We start from the raw sequence: 21,795 nt of genomic DNA, 5'->3' as shown, positions 1-21,795 counted from the left end.
GAGAGCAGGATTCGAACCTACGAAGACGAAAGTCAGCGGAGTTACAGTCCGCCCCAGTTGGCCACTTTGGTATCTCCCCAAAATCATAATTTCAATACTTAAACAGTTTTCAACATTATGAAAACCTAAAGAGCCAATAGAGGGACTCGAACCCACGACCTGCTGATTACAAATCAGCTGCTCTAGCCAACTGAGCTATATTGGCGGGTGGGCAAGCTACCTGCATCGCACCGCTCAACCATCTACCCTTGCTGCCGTCAGGCCCTGGGGGAGTTCAATAGGAGCTGGTCGTACAGGACTTACCCGTGCTTTAGCGGATGCAAATGTAGATAAAATCACATTACCTGCAAGAAAAAAATGAAAAAAAAATAAACTTTTTTTCGCTTATTTTAATAATTGCTTTGTTATCAATAAGTTGTTTTTGTATTATTTTTTGTGATAAAAGTTGAATAAATCATTTTGATGGAAGAAGCCTCTTGAAGAAGCCTGTCTTTTATCATAAATTTTAATTTCAGATATAGAGAAAAGTCTCAATTTTTATCGAAAATATGAATTGTTCATCATAATAAGAATTAAAATAATAAGGTTTTTTAGAAGATTAGTATTGCATTGGGGGAAAATTTTTGCTCTTAAAATTCTGTTTTTAGCTAATTTATTCTGATAATTAAATATAATGTTGTAAAGAATCGAATATGTATTTAGCAGTAATGTAGTTTTAGCTGATATATATGTATAGGTGTGCTTTGATATTTTTATTATTATTGTTACGGTTTAAACATTATCTTTGACAAACTAACTAATCAAAATAAAATAAATTATGGAAAAATTAGCAGCCTCAAAATCATCAACAGTATTAACATGGGGATTGTATCTTGGTATTGCATCTATTGTATTTGGATTAATACAAAACTATGGAGGTTTATTGGGAAATACCTATTTTAGACTTTTATGGTATGTAATTGTTATTGTGATGTTGGTATTGGGTATTAAGAATTATAAGGAAAAACAAAATGACGGCTTTGTGAAATATAGTCAGGGATTAGGTATCGGAACTTTGATTGGCTTAATAGGAGGAGTTGTTTATGGAGTATTTAATTATGTGTTTTTTACCATTATTGATCCTTCAGTTCATGCAAAGTTTATTGCCATGGCTCAGGAAAATGCTTTAGAGCAAGGAGCTACTGAAGCAAGTTTAGAACAAGCAGAGGGTATCATGAACTTTATGTTTAATCCTGTAATATTGTCTATAATTGTAATTATAACTACTATGTTTTGGGCTTTTGTATTTTCGTTGATTATTTCAGCTATTCTTAAAAAAGATCCTGAACCAGAGTTTTAGTTATTAATTAAGCGTAAAGAATTATATTAAAGGTTAGATTATATACCAATAGTCTAACCTTATTATTTTAAAATAGTTTAGATAAGATGGATTTATCTGTAGTTGTACCACTTTTTAATGAAGAAGAGTCGTTAAAAGAGTTGTTTGATTGGGTTGATAGAGTTCTTAAAGAAAGTGAGATTACTTATGAGCTTTTGTTTGTTGATGATGGGAGTACTGACTCATCCTGGTCTGTTGTTGAAGACCTGGCTGCTGAATATAAAGAGGTGAGAGGTATTAAGTTCCGTAGAAATTATGGAAAGTCAGCTGCTTTATATAGTGGATTTGAAGCAGTAAGGGGAGATGTAGTCATTACTATGGATGCTGATCTTCAGGATAATCCCGATGAGCTTCCTGAATTATACAGAATGATTAAGGAAGAGGGGTATGATTTAATTAGTGGGTGGAAAAAGAAAAGGCATGATCCATTGGGTAAAACCATTCCAAGTAAACTATTTAACAGGACTGCACGATGGGTTTCCGGAATTAAGCTTCATGATTTTAATTGTGGATTGAAGGCTTACAGAAAAGAAGTGGTTAAAAGCGTTGAGGTTTATGGTGAAATGCACAGATATATTCCAATTTTGGCCAAGAGAAATGGATTTGGAAAGATAGGGGAGAAGATCGTTGTTCATCGTGAGCGTCAGTATGGTGTTTCTAAATTTGGTATTGAGCGATTTTTAAAAGGATTCCTTGATTTATTATCTGTAACCTTTATTTCGAAGTTTGGAAAAAGACCGATGCATCTTTTTGGAGGATTGGGAACCTTAATGTTTATGGTTGGTTTTTTCTCCTCAATGTATTTAGGTATTAAAAAACTATATTACGTTTATCATCAAATTCAACAACCTTTAGTTACCTCTAGTCCATACTTTTATATTGCATTAGCATGTATGGTTATTGGTACACAGTTGTTTGTTGCAGGCTTTTTAGCTGAATTGGTATCCAGAAATAGTCCAGAACGTAATAAATACCAGATAGAAAAAGTATTAAAGTAGTTGTAACTTTATATAGTTATTTGTTTATCGAAATTATAAAAGCTTTTTAAGGATGTCTTTTTATAAGGATATAGTTAATGCATACGATGAGATTTTTCCTCTTAATATAAAACAACTTTCTTTTGTTGAGGATTTGTATGCTTCTTTAGGTGGGAAGAAAATGTTGGATGCTGGTTGTGGTACCGGTAGTTTAGCTATTGCTCTGGGTAGGCGAAGTGCATCTGTAAAAGCCTTTGATTTAGATGGGGAGATGATAAAGAAAGCCAAAGAAAAATGTCCTCAGGCTATAAATGTGAAATTCAAAGAGGGCGATTTGCTTCTTATTGGAGATGTCTACAAGCATGGAGCTTTTGATTTGGTTTATTGTTTTGGTAATACTGTAGCGCATCTGAATGATCTTGATGAAGTAAAGGTTTTTTGTGAAGCAGCTAAAAGTCTTTTAAAACCTAATGGTAAATTATTATTGCAAACAGTAAATTACGACTGGGTATTAAATAATGATGTTAAATCATTGCCTACTATAGAGAGTGATCATTATATTTTTGAGAGGGTATATCGTTACATAGAAACAAGTAGTAAAATTGAATTTACTACTAATTTGATTTCGAAAATAGAAGGAGCAAAGCAAACGCAAAAGGTAATTTTGTTTCCTATTGTAAAAAAACAGCTTGAAGATATTTTAAAGCAGAGCTTTACTGATGTGAAGTTTTATGCTTCTTTTAACAGGGATGAATGGAATAAGGATTCTTTTCATACAGTAATTGAGGCGACCTTATAAAAAGAAAGGATAAACACCGGGCAAAAAAACGTAAACCGTGAGATTGATTAATAAAAAAATATGCCCGGTGAAAAAAAATATCTTTAGTTAGGCTTTGCAATTTAGTATTAAACCATCAATATGTGAAATAATATTGTTGAATTCCGTAGGTTTAAACCATTTTGTTTCTGAATCTTTTTTAAACCAGGTTAATTGCTTTTTAGCGTAACGTCTTGTATTTCGTTTAATTAATTCAATGGCTTTATCTAAATCGTATTCTCCATCAAAATGTGCAAATATTTCTTTGTAGCCAACTGTATTCAGAGAATTTAATTCTTTATATGGATAAAATTGTCGGGCTTCTTCCACTAATCCCATTTTTATCATTTGATCCACACGCAAATTAATTCTGTTATAAACTTCTTCACGTTCTAATTCCAATCCAACTTTAATAATATGAAAAGGACGCTTTTTTATGGTGTTGGTTCGTAATGAACTATAGGTTTTACCTGTAATAAGGCAAATTTCAACAGCATGTATTACTCTTTTGTGATTCATTAAATCCACTTGTTCATAGAAAACCGGATCTAATTGCTTTAATAATCTTCGAATGGATTCGATACCTTCTGTTTCGTATTGCTTTTTTAAATCTTCTCTCAGTTGTTGGTCTATAGTAGGCAGTTCATCAATTCCTTTACATATGGCATCTATGTACAACATTGATCCTCCGGTTAAAACCAGTTGATCGTGCGTTTTGAATAATTCTTCAGAAAGCCTTAGTGCATCCTGTTCAAACTCCCATGCACTATAGTAATCATGTATTGACTGCGAACCAATGTTATGATGCCTGGCTTCTTTAAGTTCGTCTTCTGTTGGAGTGGCAGTTCCTATCTTTAATTCCTTGAAAATTTGTCTTGAATCAGCCGAAATAATTTCTGTATTGTAATGTTTGGCAATTTCAATACTTGTTTTGGTTTTACCAATTCCGGTAGGTCCAACTACTACAATTAAAAATTTTTGCATTAAAACTATTGAATTGAAATGTACTTATAAGTTTTCTAAGTCATCGGTAAATGAAATCATAGGATCATTATCAAAATCAGTGTCCGGATAGTTGTAATAATCTTCGTCATCAAAATCCATTGGATTTTCCAGACTGTCATCTTCCGGTGCACCCTCTCCTAATAAATCACTTAAATCAAGTTGTTCAGGAGGATTGCCTGCAGCATATATACATTTAATTTCAGAACATTCGATGTCAGCAACTTCGTAACACTCCATAAAAAGGTTGCGTTCATTGAAGAAATCAAATACATACAGTAAGCGTTGTTTAGCTTCTGTAACAAATTGACCTATTTTTGTATCGGCCATAATAAATGAATCCGAAGTTTCATCCATTGCCATGTCCATTAAGGTAATTTCTTCTTGTTTTTGCCACTCTTCATCTGTAATGAAAAAGGACGCCATTTGACCTTCGTCGAAATTCAGTAATTCTTGTATGAAATTGTGCAAGTCGAAAAATGTAGCTTCACCTCCAACCTCAATATCTCTAATAAAATCCTCGTCTTCTCCCGAAATCAATCTTAATCTAATCGTCATGCTTAATTTTTTTCAGTCGGCAAATATATAAAAACATCCTAAGTATTAAATAGGCCTGATTATTTATGTGCTAAACCTTTGGTTTTGTTTGTGATATGCTGATTATTTTATTTTTATTGCTGTGATGTAAACGTATATATTAAGTAAAGGTTTTATAATGTATAATATTTTTATTACTCCCATAAAACCTATCAATATAATATGAATAATATTAGTGTTGATTTATGCTGGATAATATCTTTTTATGAAAATTTAAACATTGAGCTGTAACCTTTTAGCTTAAAGTGCGGTTAAGAGGTTACATGTTTAGATGTTTATGATTGAAAGGATTAAATGGAATTAGGTAATTAGTCTTTTCGGTAATTTATTACTTTTGGCATAAATACTAATGATAGTTGAACCATGTAATACATAGTATGGTTTAAATGTAATACTGATTTAAGAACATAAGATAATGACAAACAAAAAGGGTTTTACAACCAAATCGTTACATACTGAACTACCCCAAAAAGATGCTTATAATGCTTTGCATATGCCTGTATATGATGGTGTTGCTTTTGAGTTTGATACAGCAGAGGATATTAGAGATTCATTTGAAGGTAAGGTGTTTGCTCATGCTTATAGTAGAACAACAAATCCTACTGTAGCTTATTTTGAGCAAAAGTTGTTGAATTTGACAGGTGCTCATGCTGTTATGGCGCTTTCTTCAGGTATGGCTGCTATTTCTAATGCTTTATTGGCGCTGGTTGAAAAAGGAGGAAATATTGTTTCTTCAAATCATTTGTTTGGACATACCTATGCTTTGTTAAAGGAAACTTTGCCAGCCTGGGGTATTGAAGTTCGATTTGTAGATATGAGTGATTTGGAACAGGTACGTAATAATATAGATGAGAAAACTCGCGTATTATTCTTCGAGACTATTACAAACCCTCAATTGGAAATTCTTGATATTGCCCAAATTAGCCACCTGGCTCATGAAAATAATGTGGTTGTTGTGGCTGATTCAACAATAACTCCACCTTATGTATTTGAATCTGCAAAGTTTGGAGTGGATGTTGAAGTAATGTCGGCTACCAAATTTATGTCAGGAGGAGCAGCAGCTGTTGGGGGTGTGGTAATTGATAATGGACTTTTTGATTGGTCTAAGGTTCCTGCTCTTGAAACATGGTACGATAAGTTTGAGAAAAATGCATTGGCACTTCGAATCAGAAAAGAAATCTTCCGTCATCTTGGAGGTTGTATGACTGCACATACTGCTCACTATTTAAATATGGGATTAGATATTCTTGCTCTGCGTGTAGATCGTTGTGTTGAGAATTGTTTGGTGTTGGGTGAGTTTTTTGGAAAACATCCCAAAGTCAAGGAAGTTACTTATCCTGGATTAAAAGATAATGCCTATTATGAATTGAATCAAAAGCAATTTTCAGGTAAACCTGGTGCAGTAATGACTATTGATTTAGAATCGAAGGAAAAATGTTTTTCATTTTTTAATCAGCTAAAATTGGTTCGACGAGCAACCAATCTGAATGATAATAAAACACTAATTATTCATCCGGAATCAACTATATATTGTGAGTTTGATACTGAAGAAAAGAAAGAGATGGGAATCAGAGATACAATGATGCGTATTTCTGTAGGAATTGAGGATGTAGAAGATTTAATCCAGGATTTTAATCAAGCTCTTGAATTAATTTAAATATGTATCGGAGCCTTCTTTTATTATGTATTACCATATTGGGTTTTTCTATTACAAAAGCTCAAACAGAATCTTCAGGGAAATATAGTTCAACAACTCCTACTAGTTCTTCCTCATTGGTAAATGGTATCACTTCGCTTACCGAGTGGGGAATGGACTTGATAACTATAGAAAAAGAAAATTCTACGTTTTTCTTTTTGCCTGTAGTAGGTTATGAGAATCGGACTGGTTTAAGTGTTGGTTTGTTACCATCGTGGAGATTTTATCTGGGAGGTAAAGAAGAGGGCGACGGTTATTTTCGACCATCAAATATTTCTGTTTCCTGTGAGTTTTCCACTTCTGGAATGTATGAGTTCTATACTTCATCAAAGTTTTATACTAAGAATAACTGGTATTTCAGAACAAAGTGGATGATTCAATATATGCCTGATCAGTTCTACGAGGTTGGAAATATCAGTAATAAGGATATTTATTCCGAGATTGAGGAGAATAAACTTGAGTTTACCGGCCGAATTATGAAAGTGGTGAATCAGAAGTGGTTTTTAGGCCTGAATTATGATTTTGGCTCCTATAAAGTAAAAAATATTGACGGAGATGTTTTTAATGAGGAAGTTCCTGGATATCAACAGGCATGGATTACCGGTATTGGACCATCAGTAACATATGATAACCGGAATAGTGTGGTTTATCCTGTAAAGGGTGTGTTTTTAGAAAGTTCTTACCTAAAGTATTTACCATCAATTGGAGATTATGATTTTTCCACATTTAAGCTGGATGTGAGAACTTACGTTGGATTAGGAGCTAAAGAAAGAGTGTTGGCATTTCAGAGTGTGATAAAATCAACATTGGGTGATGTGCCTTTTTATCGCTTGTCGGAAATAGGAGGAAAAAGATTGTTTCGTGGTATATCAAGACCATACAAGTATTTGGACAATCAAAGTGCATATATACAAGCTGCTTTCAGATCAAAATTATGGTGGCGATTTGGATGCGAAGTTTTTACAGGAGTAGGTAATGTTTTTGAAAAATTTGATTCAGACATGTTTACTAAAGTCCATGTTATGGGAGGTGCCGGATTGAGATTACGTGTTTTGGAGAATGAAAAACTAAGTTTCAGGATTGACTACGGTATGACGAACAGAGGTGATAGTGGTGTGTTTTTTACATTAGGTGAAGCCTTTTAGTGAACCTAATCTTCTGTTAATAGTTATATTATAGTATGAGATTTATTAAAATCAAATATGGAATAAGTGTATTATAACAAACTTAAAATGATAGAGATTGTTATATACAAGTTGAGTTATTGATGTTAATGTCTGGTAAAAGATAAGATAGATGAAGTTATCGAAAAAAACAGAATACGGATTGAGGTTTTTATTATCGCTTGCAGAGTTGAGTGAAGAGAGGTATATGGGGATTTACCAGATTTCATTGCGACATAATATTCCTATGAAGTTTCTTGAGGCTATTGCCGTGACCTTGAAAAAAAGTGGAATGCTTGAGGTGAAAAAAGGAGCAGGTGGTGGTTACCGCTTACGGGTTCTGCCTAATGAGATTTCATTATTAATGGTTTATGAAGCCCTGGAAGGTGGTTATAAAAAAGAACTACCCATAAAAGATAGTGATTCAAATAATCAGAAAGCGGTGTATTCAGTAGTGAATCAGGTTATAAATGATATGGCTGAAGCATTAGGGCGAAAAACTTTGGCTGATATTCAAAAAGAATTCCGTGATATGAACGAAAGCCTGATGTATTATATTTAAGACTATTTTGCTTTATTGGGTAACTTATTAAAGGTGATCATCGTTCTTTTTAATAAATTATATCTTAAAAAAATCAATGTTTTTCACGAGTTGATCCGACTGGCTTGACAAATTGTTTGAGTTAGCACTCATTTCCTCCGACATTTTAGCGTTGTTTTGAGTAATTGCATTAATGCTGTTTATAGCTGCAGTAACCTGATCTGATCCTGATTTTAATTCTTTACTGGCAACGCTGATTTCTTCCATCAAATTCATGGTATTTTCCATTGAAGGAATAGTTTCTTCCAGTTGTTGGCTTACCTGTTCCGATAAGTTTAATCCATTTACTGTAATTTCTTTTATTTCGTCAGCAGCCCTTTTGCTGGTTTCTGCAAGTTTTTTTACTTCGCCGGCAACAACTGAAAATCCAGCTCCTGCCTCGCCTGCTTGTTTGGCTTCAATGGCAGCATTAAGAGCCAAAAGATTTGTTTGTACTGCAATTGTATCAATAATCTTTATTTTTTCAGCAATTAGGGCAATGGCATTTTTTAACTCACGGGCACTTTCTGCACTTAATTGTAATTTCTCATTGGTATCGGAAGTAACCAGGTAGGTTTTAGAGGCATTTTCATTGGAAGAATTAATGTTGGCATTCATTTCTTCCATCGAAGCTGAAATTTCTTCTAAAGCACTGGCTTGTTCTCCTGTTCCTTTTGATAAAGATTGTGACATGTTGTTGGATTCAAAGCCAAGTGTGTTTACTTCTTTGGCAGAATCGTTTATTCTCGTTAGTGAATTTTTAAAAATATTAGATAAATCAATGATGCTTTTGTTCAAAGTGTTCAGCTCTCCAATATATTTTCTTTTAAATTCTTTTTTATTTACAATGTTTAAGTCGCCTTTACTTAAGTCGGTAATATTATCAACTAGCTGCGATAATGGTTTTCTCACCCAAACAGAAACACTATATAATAATATGGAGGTAATGGATAGTCCGGCTAATAAGGCAGCCCAGAATGGATACGCTTCAGGATTATTATAACGAATTCTGCTATTTACTACTGTTATAAAAACATTGGCAATCCAAATAACACCAATTCTTAGAAAGATGCTGTTTTTAAATAGTTTTCGTAAAACAACAGTGCCAACAATCACAGCAAATACAAATACGATTAATAGACTTGATGATCCTTCCATAATGAGTAATATCTATTTCTTCTTTACAATTTTACTCATTATTTAGTAAAAATCTAGCAATACTATAAAGGTCTTGCGCTTTGTTTTGTAAATTAACTCAAGATTAGAGTTGGATTTTTGAGTTGAAATAAAGCAAATAAACAATTGGAGTTAAGTTTGTTTCCATTGTGAGCTTAAAGCATATATATATGGTAGGAATAATGTAATGTGGTGTTATGTTTGTTTTATGATGTTGTTAATTAAGTGTTTAAGGTGTTGATTGAGGTCTTTTTTGCTTCTAATACATACTAAAATAATAGGTTAATAGCGATGTAATGTGTTGTAGATCTTAAACCCATACTGTATGTTTGTGTTATAATAATAAAGCGAATAATTAAATACACATAATCATGACCAAGATTGCAAAAAATGTAACAGAATTAATAGGAAATACTCCATTAGTTCAAATTAACAAATTAAACGAAGGTGAAGCTCAAATTGTAGCTAAGTTAGAATTTTTTAATCCTGCAAGTTCAGTTAAAGATCGTATTGCTTTTGCAATGATTGAAGAAGCAGAGCGTCAGGGGAAATTAAATAAGGATTCAATTATTGTTGAACCAACAAGTGGAAATACAGGTGTAGGATTAGCATTTGTATCTGCAGTTAAAGGATATCGTTTGATTCTTACAATGCCTGAAAGCATGAGTATTGAAAGAAGAAAGCTTCTTGTGAAGTTTGGGGCAGAGTTGGTACTTACTCCTGCATCTCAGGGAATGAAAGGTGCTATTGAAAAAGCTCAGGAGATTGCTGCAGAAAATGAGAATTCATTTATTCCACAACAATTTGACAACCCTGCAAACCCTGCAATTCATAAAAAGACAACAGCTGAAGAAATTTGGAGAGATACTGATGGTGAAGTAGATATTTTTATAGCTGGAGTTGGTACTGGTGGTACTCTGTCGGGAGTAGGTGGTGTATTAAAAGAGAAAAATCCTGATGTAAAAATTATTGCTGTGGAACCTTCGGATAGTCCGGTTATTGCAGGAGGAAAACCGGGACCACACAAAATTCAGGGAATTGGAGCTGGATTTATTCCAACAAATTTAAATACTTCAATTATAGATGAAGTTATTCCTGTAAAAAATGAGGATGCAATTCACACAAGTCATGAGGCAGCTCTAACTGAGGGTCTTTTATGTGGATATAGTTCAGGAGCTGCATTGTGGGCTGCATTAGAGGTAGCTAAACGTCCTGAGAATAAGGGAAAAAGAATTGTGGTTTTATTGCCTGATACAGGAGAAAGATATTTAAGTAGCTTTGAAATTTAATAAGTATTAATTTCAGATAATAATATTATTCAACTAGTGCATATATTACGTTATTGTATTATCTGCACTGGTTGATTCCTCTCCTTTATCTTTCTAATATTTACATTTAAAGAAATAATCCATACTCACATGCGATTGTCTTGCAGTAATAAATGGGTTCTTGATCCTACGATTTAAGTAAAGTTTCATTAAGCCCTGAATGATTTCATTTTGGGAATGATTCCAAATTAGAGGTAATCTCAAATATAATATAAAAACAATTTATTGGCTTGTTCTCAAATAAGTTCAACAGCCATTGCTATGTCTAAATTCTAAGTAAAATGATTGAAGGAATAAGTAAAATATTTTCAAAAGAACAGTTTCAGCAAGCACAACATTTATTAAATAGCTTGACTTTAGAACAGAAATTTTGGTTGTCGGGATACTTAACGGGAGTCAATCAATCAGGTGGACTTCTGGGAGAAGATTTAGGGATTAATAACGAACAGGTTGAACGTTTGGTTGATATCCAGCAAGCTCCTGAAAGTCAAATTGAGGTTACAGTTTTATATGGGACCCATACGGGTAATTCACATCTAATTGCCGAGAAAGCCAGTGAAATATTAAAAAGTAAAGGTGTGTCAGTAAATTTGGTTGGTATGCCAGATTATAATGTACGTAAATTAAAGGATGAGAAAAATCTTTTAGTTGTAGTATCAACTCATGGAGAAGGAGAACCACCAGTTTCAGCTGAAGATTTTCATGCTTTTATTTATGGTAAAAAAGCTCCTAAGCTCGAAGGGTTAAATTTTGGCGTTGTTGCACTTGGAGATAGTAGTTATATCAATTTCTGTAAAACAGGTAATGATATTTATAATCAATTGCTAAAGCTGGGAGCAAAAAATATTCATGATATTATAGAGTTAGATGTTGATTTTAAAGATCAGGTAGAATCTGTACTGCCTGGAATTATAAATCAGTTTTCTGGAAATAACACTTCAGGAGAGGCTATAAATAATCAAGCAAATACTGTAGTTAAAGTAGACACCGATCAATGGGTTGAAGCGGAAGTATTGGAAAAGGTATTATTAAACGGACGAGGTTCAAATAAGGCTACCTATCATATTGAATTAGACATAGAGAATAAAGGAATTACTTATGAGCCAGGTGATGCGCTGGAAGTGATTTCTAAAAACAATCCTGTTTTAGTAGATGGAATTCTAACCAAGTTGGGATTAGATCCGGAAACTAAAATTCAGATTCAGGGTCAGGAGAAAAGTTTAAGGGAAGCATTAATTGCAAATTATGAAATAACAGTAGTAACGCCTCCTGTAATTAAAAAATATGCAGAACTGGCTCAAAATTCAAAGTTAAATAGTCTGATTGATGATCAGGAAAAACTAAAGGAGTACTTGTATGGATCAGATTTTCTCGATTTGTTAAATGATTTTTCTACTGAGGTATCAGTAAATGATTTGCAAAACATTTTACGTAAGCTACCAGCTCGATTGTATTCAATATCTTCCAGTTATGAGTATAATCCTGATGAAGTTCATATTACAGTTGGTGCTGTAAAATATCATCTTAACGATAGAGAACATCAAGGGGTTTGTTCAGGATTTTTAGCAGAAGAAATTCAGATTGGTGATGAACTTTTGATTCGAATTAAAAAGAATGAAGGCTTCAGACTGCCGGAGGATCATAATGTAAAAGTAATCATGGTTGGTCCAGGTACCGGAATTGCTCCCTTCAGGTCGTTTTTACAACAAAGAGAAGCTGTTGGGGCTAAAGGTGAAAACTGGTTGTTTTTTGGTGATCAGTATTTTGAAACTGATTTTCTATATCAAACAGAGTTGTTGAAATACAGGAAAAATGGTTTACTAAAAGATGTTTCAGTTGCGTTTTCAAGAGATCAGGAGGAGAAAATATATGTACAGCATCGTTTGAGAGAAAATGGAGCACTGATATATCAATGGATAAAAGATGGCGCTTACTTTTATTTATGTGGCGATATGAATAGAATGGCTAAAGATGTGAAAAAGGAACTTGTAAATATAATTGCAGAACACGGTAAAATATCTGTGAGAGAAGCAGCTGATTATTTTAAGGAAGTAAAAAGTAGCCGACGCTTTCAGGAAGATGTGTACTGATAAAAAGTAAGTTAAAAGTACAAAGTTGAAAGTTAGAAGTCAAAAGGAAAATGGAACATGGATAACGTTACAAGTGTCCTGCGTTCTGGTTCAAGTTTTCAACTTGGACCTATATTAAAACCTTTTTCAAAATACTGATAAATAGAAGGGTAATCAAAAGTACTGTCAGTGTACAACTTATCAGCTGGTCAAATTAATGACCTTATAGAGATTCCAGTTTTTAACTTGAGAAAATGGAACAAGGATAATGGAACAAGTGTCGTGTGTTCTGGTTCAAGTTTTCAACTTGGACCTTATTACCAGATCACGATTTTATTTTGTCCTATAAAATTATTACAACCAAATATCCACCAACTAATACGAAATCAAAATGGCAGAAGTAGCAAAGCAAAAAGAAATATTTCCATCTTGGAACCCATCAGATGTTGAAAGAATAAAAACTCAGAGTAATTATTTAAGAGGTACCCTTGAACAAAGTTTAAATGATCTGGCAACAGGCGCTATAGCTGAAGATGATACCCAGTTAATCAAGTTTCATGGTAGTTATCAGCAAGCAGATCGTGATTTGGATGTGGAACGTAAGCAGCAAAAGCTTGAACCCTTGTATAGTTTTATGATTCGCGTTCGTATTCCGGGAGGATTAGCAACGGCTGATCAATGGATTGCTTTTGATGAGCTATCAAAAACGCATGCAAATAATACACTGAAGTTAACTACTCGTCAGGCATTTCAGTTTCATGGTGTGATTAAAAGAAAGCTGAAAGAAACCATGGCAAAAATTAATGATTCGTTGTTGGATACTATTGCAGCATGTGGTGATGTAAACCGTAATGTGATGTGTACCACCAATGAGGCTATTTCTCCTTTGGTTCCGGATGCTTTTGAAATGGCTCAAAAAATTAGTGAGCATCTTTTGCCAAAAACCACTGCGTATCACGAAATATGGTTGGATAAAAAACTGTTGTTGGATGGAAAGCAAGATGAGGAGCCTATTTATGGAAAAACTTATCTGCCTCGAAAATTTAAAATTGCTATTGCTACGCCTCCCTACAATGATACAGATGTGTACTCTAATGATATTGGATTGATTGCCATAGAAAAAGATGGAAAAATTGAAGGGTTCAATTTTGCTGTTGGCGGTGGTTTGGGAATGACCTTTACAGAACCGGGAACTTATCCTCGCTTAGGAAATATCTTAGGATTTATCCCTTATCATCAAACTATTGAAGTGGTTGAAGAGATTGTAAGATTGCAACGCGATTATGGAAATCGAGAAAATCGTAGGCAGGCTCGTTTAAAATATACCATTGACAGACTGGGAATAGAGAAGTTTACCTATTTGTTGGAGACCAGATTGGGGTATGGGTTTTATCCTGCTAAGCCATTTAACTTTGAACGTAATGGCGATTTATTTGGCTGGCATCAGGCACAGAATGGTAAATGGTATGTAGGTTTATATATTGAACATGGAAGGGTAAAAGATGAGGGTGACTATCTGTTAAAAACCGGTTTGAGAAAAATTGCAGAATTAAAGAAGTGTGATTTTAGATTAACAGGGAATCAGGGATTGGTTTTAGGCGCCATTGAGGATGAAGATAAGTTTGTTATCGATCAACTTTTAAAGGAATATGATATATGGCCAAGGTTAAGAATGAGTGAAGCTCGAAAAAATGCGATTGCTTGTGTGGCTTTGAATACATGTACAATGGCTTTTTCAGAGGCGGAGCGATATTTGCCAAAATTGATGGATAAGATTGATGTTATACTTGAGGAGAATAATCTGACTGAAGATGAAATTCTGATTCGCATGACAGGGTGTCCAAATGGATGTGGTCGTCCGTTTTTAGGTGAAATAGGTTTTGTTGGGAGATCGATGGGGAGATACAATATGTACCTGGGAGCTAGTTTTAATGGAGACAGACTAAATACTTTATACAAAGAGACTTTATCGGAAGAAGAAATTTTGGCTGAACTGAAAGTGCTTTTAAAACAATACGCTGAAGAAAGAGAAAGTGGAGAGCGATTTGGGGATTTTGTGGGTAGAAAAGGAATTGTAGAGTTAAAACCTAAGGTAGAAAATCATTAGTCATCAGTTTTCAGTAAACAGTCTTCAAGATGCAGTCTGAATTATATTAGAGTCTTATGATTATATGTATGCGTTTAATGATTAATTCTAAATGATTTTTATGGTAATAACGGGCTGGAAGCCCAATTCAATTCAGCCCAATGCAAACGCAGTGGCGCATTGGGTACAATCATAGAATTAATTAAGTACGCCCTGAAAGGGCAACTCATATTCTTTTGAGACAATGCAAAATTAAATATCTAATAGCCAACAGTTAATAGCAAATTTTATAATGAAAGATAAAAGATACCGGACATTAATTAAAACCATATCCTGGCGCGTAACAGGAACTGTAGATACTTTTCTGGTATCTTATCTTATTACCGGGAAGGTTGGTATGGCTGCCTCAATTAGTGGTGTTGAGGTGTTTACAAAGCTGTTTTTGTATTACTGGCACGAGCGACTTTGGAATAGAATTAAGTTAGGAAAAGAAAAACCTAAAGAACCAGAATATATTATATAATGAAGTTTTTACCCATATCCATCAATATAAGTAATCAACAGATTCTGGTCATCGGAGGCGGTAAGGTGGCCTTGCATAAAATTCAGTTGCTGAAAAGATTTACCGATAGCTTTAAAGTTATCGCTCCTGAAATACTGGATGATATTAAGGCGATTGAAGGAGTGGAGTTTGATGAGCGAAAATACCAGAAAGGGGATCTGCAAGGTTATTTGTTGGTGTATGTAACCACCAACGATCATGAGCTGAATCATAGGATTAGCGATGAGGCCAAGGCATATAATTGTTTGGTTAATATTGCCGATGATAGTAGTTATTCCGACTTTGTTTCTCCTGCTATAATGGTTCATGATAACATGACAGTATCTGTAGGTTCAGATGGAAAAAATGTAAAAGCTTCAATTCAGTTACGTAACCAAATCAAATCATTTTTGGAGGAATAATCATGAATACAATCAATATAATCACCAATAGTTCTTCAGTAATTAGTTTAAAACACTGGTTGGATAAAATAAATCTGGATCAGTCCTATCAAATTTCTTTGCCATCAGGTGATGTTTTTAATTCATTATCAGAAACAAAGGATTCAGTGGCAATTATTGAAGGACAGGATGTTGCTTATCCATTAAGTCATGATCTGGAGATATATGCCGTAGTTCGTAATACTTCGTTCTATGAGGAAGAAGATCAAATCTCTTTGCAAAACTATCTGGTTGTAATTGGATTAAAGAATGATGAAAAGACAAAAACTCTTTTCTCTGATTTTGATTTAAGACCGCAATGGGGAAGTGTTTCCTTAGCAGGATTTGGTCCTGGTGATTATAGTTTAATTACCCGAAGAGCCGAATCTGATTTACTTAAAGCAGATATTATCTTTTATGATGATTTAATAGATCAGGAGTATCTGAATAAATTTAGTGCAGAGAAGGTTTATGTAGGCAAAAGGAAAGGTGCACATAAATTTGATCAGACTCAAATTAATGAACTGATGTATCAGGCCGCTTTAAAAGGTAAAGATGTGGTTCGCATCAAAGGAGGTGATCCATTGATTTTTGGTCGTGGAGCTGAAGAGTACCATTACCTTGCTAAAAGATGGATTGATGCAGAGATAATTGCTGGTATTACCAGTGCATTTGCAGCAGCTGCATCTGCAGTGATTCCTTTAACAGAGCGGTCATTATCTTCCTCGGTGGCTTTATTATCAGGGCACGATTTAAATAAACTTCGAATTCCAAAAGCTGATACTTTGGTGTTTTATATGGGAGCCTCTCAGCAACAAGAGTTAGCTGCACGAATTATAGAAGAGGGATGGCATGAAAATACTCCTGTAGGAATTGTGCACAATGCCTCAAAATCAAATCAGCAGATTTACAGGGGGACATTGGCTAAGTTGAAGAACGAATCTTCAGGATTACCATCGCCTTCTATCATTATTGTAGGAAAAACGGCCCGTGAATATCAGGATAATCCGGATAAATGGTTGTATACCGGAGTTTCGGTAAACGATTGGCAGAAAGATGAAAATATTGTTCATACGCCATTAATTAATATTGAGGAAGTAAGTATAATAGATACTCTAAAATCAGCCATTAACAATATCAATCAATATCATCGTATTGTTTTTACCAACAGATATAGTGTGCAGTACTTTTTTGAATTGCTATTTGAATTAGGCTTAGATGTAAGACATTTAGGATCTGTTAAAATAGATTGTCTAGGTAAATCTACCTCAGAAGTATTAAGAAACCGAGGTTTATTGGTAAAACCTTTTGCAGAGGAAGAAACATCTTTAGCAATGCTTCAAAAATATAAAGAAACAGGAGTAGTAAATGAAAATATTTTGATTCCCGGGTCAGATCAAACCAATAGTGTTTTGCGTGAAGGATTAATAAAATTAGGAAACCATGTAGATAAACTGCAGGTATATCAAAAGGTTCGAAATCATAGTATTGTAAAACAAAATATAGATCAATTTAAGGGCGTGATATTTACCTCACCTCAGGAAGTTGAGATCTTTAAAGAAGTATATGGCGAAATTCCTCAAAGGCTTCAGATTAAAGCTACAGGAACAAGAACCCGTTCTTCATTAGAACAAGAAAAAGGGATTTTTAAAATTAGTGAAATTCAAGGCGCAAGCAAATTCGAATATCATAGTTTACAGTAGTAAAAGATGAATTTGAATTTGTGAGGCAACCCAGCAGTTTGCATTTTTTGAACTTACCAAAAATCTTTGCATTTGGTCAGTGTAGAGTATATTGTAAGAGCCGTTCTTTTATAGTTTTAGAAGAATGGTTCTTTTTATCGGCTGTTGAAAGACTTGAAGATTTGAAACCATAAAAAAGAAAACCGATTTCTATTGATAATAATAAAAATCGGTTTTAATAAATTTGAATATTAAGATGAGCCTATATCAATAAGATAACGAGGCTTATCATATATTTTACCTTTTTACTTCAACGAGTGTTATAGGTATTATTTATCAATGTGTACTCTTACAGCAATCATACCTTTTAATCCTTTTTCAAGTTCAAAAAGTACTTTATCTCCTTCTTTAATAGGATCGATTAAGCCATTAACGTGAACAAAGTGTTTTTCCTGGCTATCTAAATCTTTGATGAAGCCATATCCTTTGTCTGTATTAAAAAATTCAACTCTTCCTTTTTTAATAGGATCCTCTTCTTCTTTTTTAGCTACAGAAATTGCAATGCTTTCTACATCAATTTCTTCTTTCTTAGTTAAATCTGGTGGAGTATCAACAATTCTTCCGTTTTCATCAACATAGGCAATCATATCATCTAAGCCACCGCCGGAGCTGGATTTTCTTTCTTCTTTTCTTTTTTGCTTATCCTGACGTTTCTTAAGTCTTTTCTTTTCTTTTTCTTTTTTACCAAAGGTCTCTTGAGATCTCCCCATTCAATACGTTTTTAAGATTAAAAATTAGTAAGTAACAGGAAAATATTTGCGTTAAGAGTAAGAGTAGTACCAAACAATAGCTTAGAAGAAACATTGAATGACAATAATAATACAGGAAAGAAATTTTCACCAATTACTTCGACACACAAAAGTACGATAATAATTTGAAAAAGTGATTGGTATTACAAATTCTTTTTGTTTGACAGGTTGAAATTAGTATAGTTTTCTAATGAGTTTTGTAAGAATTTTAGTTTAGGATTAAATATAATTACGGGAGGAGGAACTTACTGTGCTCTATATTTATATTTGTATTGTCCTGGATTTATATGGCAGATTGATAGGATGCTATATGTTAAACATTATTTACAGAAGCGATATATATTTAAAAACAACGCTTTTTGTTTAAAAATTGCAGGAACAGCTATACCTTTGCGGCTTAATTTTTTAAACCATGGGCAAAAATTTTACAAAAGAACAAATTGAGCGCTTAGGTGCCACTTTGTTGGAGATCGGCTCTTTGTTAATGAGTTCTGGAGCCAATAGTATGCGGATTAGGGTAACGCTGGAAAGAATAGCTAATGCTTTTGGATTTCATTCGGAATTATTGATAACACATAGAGCATTGATGGTCAATCTTGAAAATACGGAGCAGAAACATGCTTTTAATATGTTAAAGCGAACGAGTCCCCATGGTGTAAATTTTAAGCTGGTAAGCGGTATTAGTAAAATGAGTTGGAATATTGTTGGCGAAAAATGGTCGATGGATGATATTGATCGTGAGTTAGAACGATTGAAGGGACTACCACATTATCCACGTATTATTATATTACTGTTTGTTGGATTAGCCGATTTGTCTTTCTGTCGCTTGTTTGGGGGTGGAATTGTTGAAATGCTAGTGGCTTTTGTGGCTACTTTTATTGGTCTGTACGTTCGTCAGGAGGCTATGAAACTAAAGTACAATCCTTATTTGTGCATATATGTAGCAGCCTTGGTTTCATCGTTAATATCTGGTTTGTCTGTCAAGTTTAATATTGGTACAGAACCACATTATGCTTTTGCAACCTCTGTTTTATATCTGATTCCCGGGGTTCCTTTGGTTAATTCCTTTTCTGATTTAATTTATGGGAATATAATGAACGGTATTGTTCGTGGAGTAAACGGAATGATGATAGCTTTTGCGATTGCATTAGGCTTAGCTTCTGCATTATTAATTTATCAAATTTAAAAACGATGGATATTCTTCAAATAATAGAACGTATGATATGGCCGGGATTGGCTGCTGTTGGTTTCGCCATTCTTTTTAATGTTCCTCAGCGTACTTTGTTATTAATATTTGGTATGGGAGCAGCCTGTGGTGTAACTAAGTTTATGTCAATGGAATTAGGTTTGGAAGTGGTTTTAGCTACTTTTTTAGCAGCAATTGTTGTGGGGTTTTTAAGTATTCCTGCTGCTGATAACAAACATTCGCCCATGTATGTGTTTGCCATACCATCTATAATATCTATGATACCAGGCGCATTTTCATACAGAGCAATGTTAGGATTAATAAAACTCACAGGACATTTATCCACAGAAGAGTATATTCAGGTTATGCAGGAAACTACCTCCAATGGATTAAAGGCTGTCTTTGTTTTGCTTTCCATAGCAGTGGGCGTTTCAATGCCAATGATATTATTGCGTCATGATTCAGCTCAGGAAATAATGGCTCGTATTGTAAAGAGTCGGGAGTAGGAAATGATTTTGCAGTCTCCAGTTATCAGTCTTCAGTCTGCAGTCTGCAGTCATCAGTTCGTACTCCGCACCCTGCAGACTGCCTACTTAGTACTGCCTACTGCAACTGTTAAATACTTCTATATTTATTATTTGTTCTTGATATATAAAATGATTAACATTGAAACGCTAAAAATAATTATGTTTATCATTTAAAATATAAAAATGGACAAATCGTTGTTAGCCAATGAGGTAATGCCTAATAAAGATGGATTCTTTGGCGAGTATGGAGGTTGTTTTGTGCCACCTATGCTGGAATCTGTAATGAAGGAAATTACTGAGGCATATGAAAAAATTAAGGATGATCCTGTATTTAAGGAAGAGTTATTTTATTTACAAAAACATTATACAGGCCGTCCTTCACCCGTGTTCCATGCTAAAAATCTTTCCAGAATAGCAGGAGGTGCGCAAATCTATCTAAAGCGCGAAGATCTCAATCACACCGGGGCACATAAAATTAACCATTGTTTAGGAGAAGCTTTACTTGCCAAAAAAATGGGCAAGAAAAAAATAATTGCTGAAACAGGAGCTGGTCAGCATGGTGTTGCTTTGGCTACTGCTGCGGCACTTGTTGGTTTGGAGTGTGATATCCATATGGGAGAGGTTGATATTTATAAAGAACATCCCAATGTGGTTCGAATGAAAATATTAGGGGCCAATGTTATACCTGCTACACATGGCTTAAAAACATTAAAAGAAGCTGTAGATTCTGCCTTTGAAGCTTATTTGAAAGACCCGGAAACACAATTATATGCCATTGGATCTGTAGTTGGTCCACATCCTTTCCCTATGATGGTTCGTGATTTTCAATCAATAATTGGTCGTGAAGCAAAAGAGCAGTTTCAGGAAATGACTGGTAAGTTACCTGATAATTTAGTGGCTTGTGTAGGTGGTGGATCAAATGCCATGGGACTTTTCTCTGCGTTTTTACAAGATGATGATGTAAATATATATGGAGTAGAGCCAGCAGGAACCAGTTTTAAAACCGGAGATCATGCTGCAACACTTTCTATGGGTACGCCAGGAATGATTCATGGATTTAAATGTTATTTATTGCAAGATGAGGAAGGTCAACCTGCACCAGTTAATACTGTAGCTTCAGGTTTAGATTATCCAGGAGTTGGACCTCAGCACTCATACCTGAAAGATATTGCGCGTGTTAATTATAAAACAATAAGCGATAAAGAAGCAATAGATGCATTTATGCAATTGGCTCGTCAGGAGGGAATCATTCCGGCATTGGAAAGTTCACATGCGGTAGCCTATGCGCTAAAACTAGCTAAAGAACTTCCTAAAGATCAAACTATATTGGTCAATTTATCAGGTAGAGGTGATAAAGATATTGATTATGTAGTTGAAAAGTTTGGTAAAGACTTTGGAATAGAAGATCAAAAATAAGTAAGATCATATATTAGTGAACTGATTAAATATAATATACTGAGATTATAAAAGGGGTTGTAATACGATAAGGTAGAACAATCCCTTTTTTATGTCATACTTATTGTAATAAAGTATGGATATAGCGTTTCCCATAGGCTACAATGCTCATTGCAGAAAACTTTCAAAAAAACTTTCCCTAATTAACCACTTGACAAAAAGTGGTTTAGTTCTTACCTTGGTGGTTCTGTAAAATAAATAATTCAATTTTGTTTGGATGTTAGAATTAAAGTCTCTTTCTTTGCACCCGCTTTGAACGAAAGGCGAGATAAAAAGATGACATAAT

General features: G+C 34.2%; 19 protein-coding genes, 1 tRNA gene and 1 other RNA gene. 15 read left to right on the top strand and 6 right to left on the bottom strand.

What is annotated here, in order from left to right; translation table 11 throughout:
- Positions 1 to 131 precede the first annotated feature (131 nt).
- Together OM075_RS21475 and ffs are read right to left on the bottom strand one after the other, a co-directional pair.
- Positions 132 to 205 (bottom strand) — tRNA-Thr (locus OM075_RS21475).
- Between the two features lies 1 nt (position 206).
- Positions 207 to 305, bottom strand: an RNA gene (gene ffs, locus OM075_RS21470) — signal recognition particle sRNA small type.
- 512 nt (positions 306 to 817) lie between these two features.
- Between ffs and OM075_RS21465 the strand changes: the two genes are divergently transcribed.
- From OM075_RS21465 to OM075_RS21455, 3 genes are all read left to right on the top strand, one after another.
- A complete protein-coding gene (locus tag OM075_RS21465; protein ID WP_301192610.1) occupies positions 818 to 1,339 on the top strand; it encodes a DUF4199 domain-containing protein in 522 nt (173 codons plus the stop codon).
- Positions 1,340 to 1,425: 86 nt separating this feature from the next.
- Positions 1,426 to 2,376 (top strand): glycosyltransferase family 2 protein, encoded by a 951-nt coding sequence (locus OM075_RS21460; protein WP_301192609.1) that lies wholly within the window; start codon positions 1,426 to 1,428, stop codon positions 2,374 to 2,376.
- Between the two features lie 52 nt (positions 2,377 to 2,428).
- A complete protein-coding gene (locus OM075_RS21455; RefSeq protein ID WP_301192608.1) occupies positions 2,429 to 3,154 on the top strand; it encodes a class I SAM-dependent methyltransferase in 726 nt (241 codons plus the stop codon).
- Positions 3,155 to 3,241: 87 nt separating this feature from the next.
- On the opposite strand, the gene miaA is transcribed toward OM075_RS21455, so the two are convergent.
- Together miaA and OM075_RS21445 are read right to left on the bottom strand one after the other, a co-directional pair.
- Positions 3,242 to 4,156 carry a tRNA (adenosine(37)-N6)-dimethylallyltransferase MiaA gene (gene miaA, locus OM075_RS21450; RefSeq protein WP_301192607.1) on the bottom strand — a complete coding sequence of 305 codons (915 nt, stop codon included), beginning with the start codon at positions 4,154 to 4,156 and terminating at the stop codon, positions 3,242 to 3,244.
- Between the two features lie 24 nt (positions 4,157 to 4,180).
- Complete coding sequence (locus OM075_RS21445) at positions 4,181 to 4,732, bottom strand: IS1096 element passenger TnpR family protein (RefSeq protein ID WP_301192606.1); 552 nt, start codon at positions 4,730 to 4,732, stop codon at positions 4,181 to 4,183.
- Positions 4,733 to 5,186: 454 nt separating this feature from the next.
- Here OM075_RS21445 and OM075_RS21440 point away from each other — a divergent pair, with 454 nt between their 5' ends.
- From OM075_RS21440 to OM075_RS21430, 3 genes are all read left to right on the top strand, one after another.
- Entirely contained in the window at positions 5,187 to 6,428 is a 1,242-nt protein-coding gene (locus OM075_RS21440) for an aminotransferase class V-fold PLP-dependent enzyme (protein WP_301192605.1), read from the top strand.
- 2 nt (positions 6,429 to 6,430) lie between these two features.
- Complete coding sequence (locus OM075_RS21435) at positions 6,431 to 7,612, top strand: BamA/TamA family outer membrane protein (RefSeq protein ID WP_301192604.1); 1,182 nt, start codon at positions 6,431 to 6,433, stop codon at positions 7,610 to 7,612.
- A 151-nt stretch (positions 7,613 to 7,763) separates the two neighbouring features.
- Entirely contained in the window at positions 7,764 to 8,192 is a 429-nt protein-coding gene (locus OM075_RS21430) for an RrF2 family transcriptional regulator (protein WP_301192603.1), read from the top strand.
- 57 nt (positions 8,193 to 8,249) lie between these two features.
- Here OM075_RS21430 and OM075_RS21425 read toward each other — a convergent pair whose 3' ends face one another.
- Positions 8,250 to 9,368 (bottom strand): methyl-accepting chemotaxis protein, encoded by a 1,119-nt coding sequence (locus OM075_RS21425; protein ID WP_301192602.1) that lies wholly within the window; start codon positions 9,366 to 9,368, stop codon positions 8,250 to 8,252.
- Between the two features lie 389 nt (positions 9,369 to 9,757).
- On the opposite strand from OM075_RS21425, the gene cysK reads away from it, so the two are divergent.
- From cysK to cobA, 6 genes are all read left to right on the top strand, one after another.
- A complete protein-coding gene (gene cysK / locus OM075_RS21420) occupies positions 9,758 to 10,675 on the top strand; it encodes a cysteine synthase A (RefSeq protein WP_301192601.1) in 918 nt (305 codons plus the stop codon).
- Positions 10,676 to 10,995: 320 nt separating this feature from the next.
- Entirely contained in the window at positions 10,996 to 12,804 is a 1,809-nt protein-coding gene (locus OM075_RS21415; RefSeq protein ID WP_301192600.1) for an assimilatory sulfite reductase (NADPH) flavoprotein subunit, read from the top strand.
- A gap of 370 nt (positions 12,805 to 13,174) precedes the next feature.
- The gene (locus OM075_RS21410; protein WP_301192599.1) at positions 13,175 to 14,890 is read left to right on the top strand and encodes an NADPH-dependent assimilatory sulfite reductase hemoprotein subunit; all 1,716 of its coding nucleotides are present in this window, start codon (positions 13,175 to 13,177) and stop codon (positions 14,888 to 14,890) included.
- 271 nt (positions 14,891 to 15,161) lie between these two features.
- Positions 15,162 to 15,392 (top strand): DUF2061 domain-containing protein, encoded by a 231-nt coding sequence (locus OM075_RS21405; RefSeq protein ID WP_301192598.1) that lies wholly within the window; start codon positions 15,162 to 15,164, stop codon positions 15,390 to 15,392.
- Positions 15,392 to 15,832 carry a precorrin-2 dehydrogenase/sirohydrochlorin ferrochelatase family protein gene (locus tag OM075_RS21400; protein ID WP_301192597.1) on the top strand — a complete coding sequence of 147 codons (441 nt, stop codon included), beginning with the start codon at positions 15,392 to 15,394 and terminating at the stop codon, positions 15,830 to 15,832. Before OM075_RS21405 ends, OM075_RS21400 begins: the two co-directional genes overlap by 1 nt.
- A 2-nt stretch (positions 15,833 to 15,834) precedes the next feature.
- A complete protein-coding gene (cobA, locus tag OM075_RS21395) occupies positions 15,835 to 17,553 on the top strand; it encodes a uroporphyrinogen-III C-methyltransferase (protein ID WP_301192596.1) in 1,719 nt (572 codons plus the stop codon).
- A gap of 308 nt (positions 17,554 to 17,861) precedes the next feature.
- Here the strand turns inward: cobA and OM075_RS21390 are convergent, their stop codons facing one another.
- A complete protein-coding gene (locus OM075_RS21390) occupies positions 17,862 to 18,302 on the bottom strand; it encodes a cold-shock protein (RefSeq protein WP_301192595.1) in 441 nt (146 codons plus the stop codon).
- Positions 18,303 to 18,753: 451 nt separating this feature from the next.
- Here OM075_RS21390 and OM075_RS21385 point away from each other — a divergent pair, with 451 nt between their 5' ends.
- The 3 genes from OM075_RS21385 to trpB all read left to right on the top strand — a co-directional run bounded on the left by OM075_RS21385 (position 18,754) and on the right by trpB (position 21,470).
- Complete coding sequence (locus OM075_RS21385; protein WP_301192594.1) at positions 18,754 to 19,527, top strand: threonine/serine exporter family protein; 774 nt, start codon at positions 18,754 to 18,756, stop codon at positions 19,525 to 19,527.
- 5 nt (positions 19,528 to 19,532) lie between these two features.
- Entirely contained in the window at positions 19,533 to 20,033 is a 501-nt protein-coding gene (locus tag OM075_RS21380; RefSeq protein WP_301192593.1) for a threonine/serine exporter family protein, read from the top strand.
- Positions 20,034 to 20,237: 204 nt separating this feature from the next.
- Positions 20,238 to 21,470 (top strand): tryptophan synthase subunit beta, encoded by a 1,233-nt coding sequence (gene trpB / locus OM075_RS21375; protein WP_301192592.1) that lies wholly within the window; start codon positions 20,238 to 20,240, stop codon positions 21,468 to 21,470.
- The last annotated feature ends 325 nt before the right edge of the window (positions 21,471 to 21,795 follow it).

This window comes from Plebeiibacterium sediminum, from assembly GCF_026013605.1.
Taxonomy (GTDB): domain Bacteria; phylum Bacteroidota; class Bacteroidia; order Bacteroidales; family Marinilabiliaceae; genus Saccharicrinis; species Saccharicrinis sediminus.
Note: the sequence above shows the minus strand (reverse complement) of the source record. Positions and strands in the feature narration are given on the sequence as shown.

Bases quoted from the DNA above. Each gene is read 5' to 3' on its own strand.
- OM075_RS21465 (WP_301192610.1), top strand. From the start codon at position 818: ATGGAAAAATTAGCAGCCTCAAAATCATCAACAGTATTAACATGGGGA.
- OM075_RS21460 (WP_301192609.1), top strand. From the start codon at position 1,426: ATGGATTTATCTGTAGTTGTACCACTTTTTAATGAAGAAGAGTCGTTA.
- OM075_RS21455 (WP_301192608.1), top strand. From the start codon at position 2,429: ATGTCTTTTTATAAGGATATAGTTAATGCATACGATGAGATTTTTCCT.
- miaA (WP_301192607.1), bottom strand. From the start codon at position 4,156: ATGCAAAAATTTTTAATTGTAGTAGTTGGACCTACCGGAATTGGTAAA.
- OM075_RS21445 (WP_301192606.1), bottom strand. From the start codon at position 4,732: ATGACGATTAGATTAAGATTGATTTCGGGAGAAGACGAGGATTTTATT.
- OM075_RS21440 (WP_301192605.1), top strand. From the start codon at position 5,187: ATGACAAACAAAAAGGGTTTTACAACCAAATCGTTACATACTGAACTA.
- OM075_RS21435 (WP_301192604.1), top strand. From the start codon at position 6,431: ATGTATCGGAGCCTTCTTTTATTATGTATTACCATATTGGGTTTTTCT.
- OM075_RS21430 (WP_301192603.1), top strand. From the start codon at position 7,764: ATGAAGTTATCGAAAAAAACAGAATACGGATTGAGGTTTTTATTATCG.
- OM075_RS21425 (WP_301192602.1), bottom strand. From the start codon at position 9,368: ATGGAAGGATCATCAAGTCTATTAATCGTATTTGTATTTGCTGTGATT.
- cysK (WP_301192601.1), top strand. From the start codon at position 9,758: ATGACCAAGATTGCAAAAAATGTAACAGAATTAATAGGAAATACTCCA.
- OM075_RS21415 (WP_301192600.1), top strand. From the start codon at position 10,996: ATGATTGAAGGAATAAGTAAAATATTTTCAAAAGAACAGTTTCAGCAA.
- OM075_RS21410 (WP_301192599.1), top strand. From the start codon at position 13,175: ATGGCAGAAGTAGCAAAGCAAAAAGAAATATTTCCATCTTGGAACCCA.
- OM075_RS21405 (WP_301192598.1), top strand. From the start codon at position 15,162: ATGAAAGATAAAAGATACCGGACATTAATTAAAACCATATCCTGGCGC.
- OM075_RS21400 (WP_301192597.1), top strand. From the start codon at position 15,392: ATGAAGTTTTTACCCATATCCATCAATATAAGTAATCAACAGATTCTG.
- cobA (WP_301192596.1), top strand. From the start codon at position 15,835: ATGAATACAATCAATATAATCACCAATAGTTCTTCAGTAATTAGTTTA.
- OM075_RS21390 (WP_301192595.1), bottom strand. From the start codon at position 18,302: ATGGGGAGATCTCAAGAGACCTTTGGTAAAAAAGAAAAAGAAAAGAAA.
- OM075_RS21385 (WP_301192594.1), top strand. From the start codon at position 18,754: ATGGGCAAAAATTTTACAAAAGAACAAATTGAGCGCTTAGGTGCCACT.
- OM075_RS21380 (WP_301192593.1), top strand. From the start codon at position 19,533: ATGGATATTCTTCAAATAATAGAACGTATGATATGGCCGGGATTGGCT.
- trpB (WP_301192592.1), top strand. From the start codon at position 20,238: ATGGACAAATCGTTGTTAGCCAATGAGGTAATGCCTAATAAAGATGGA.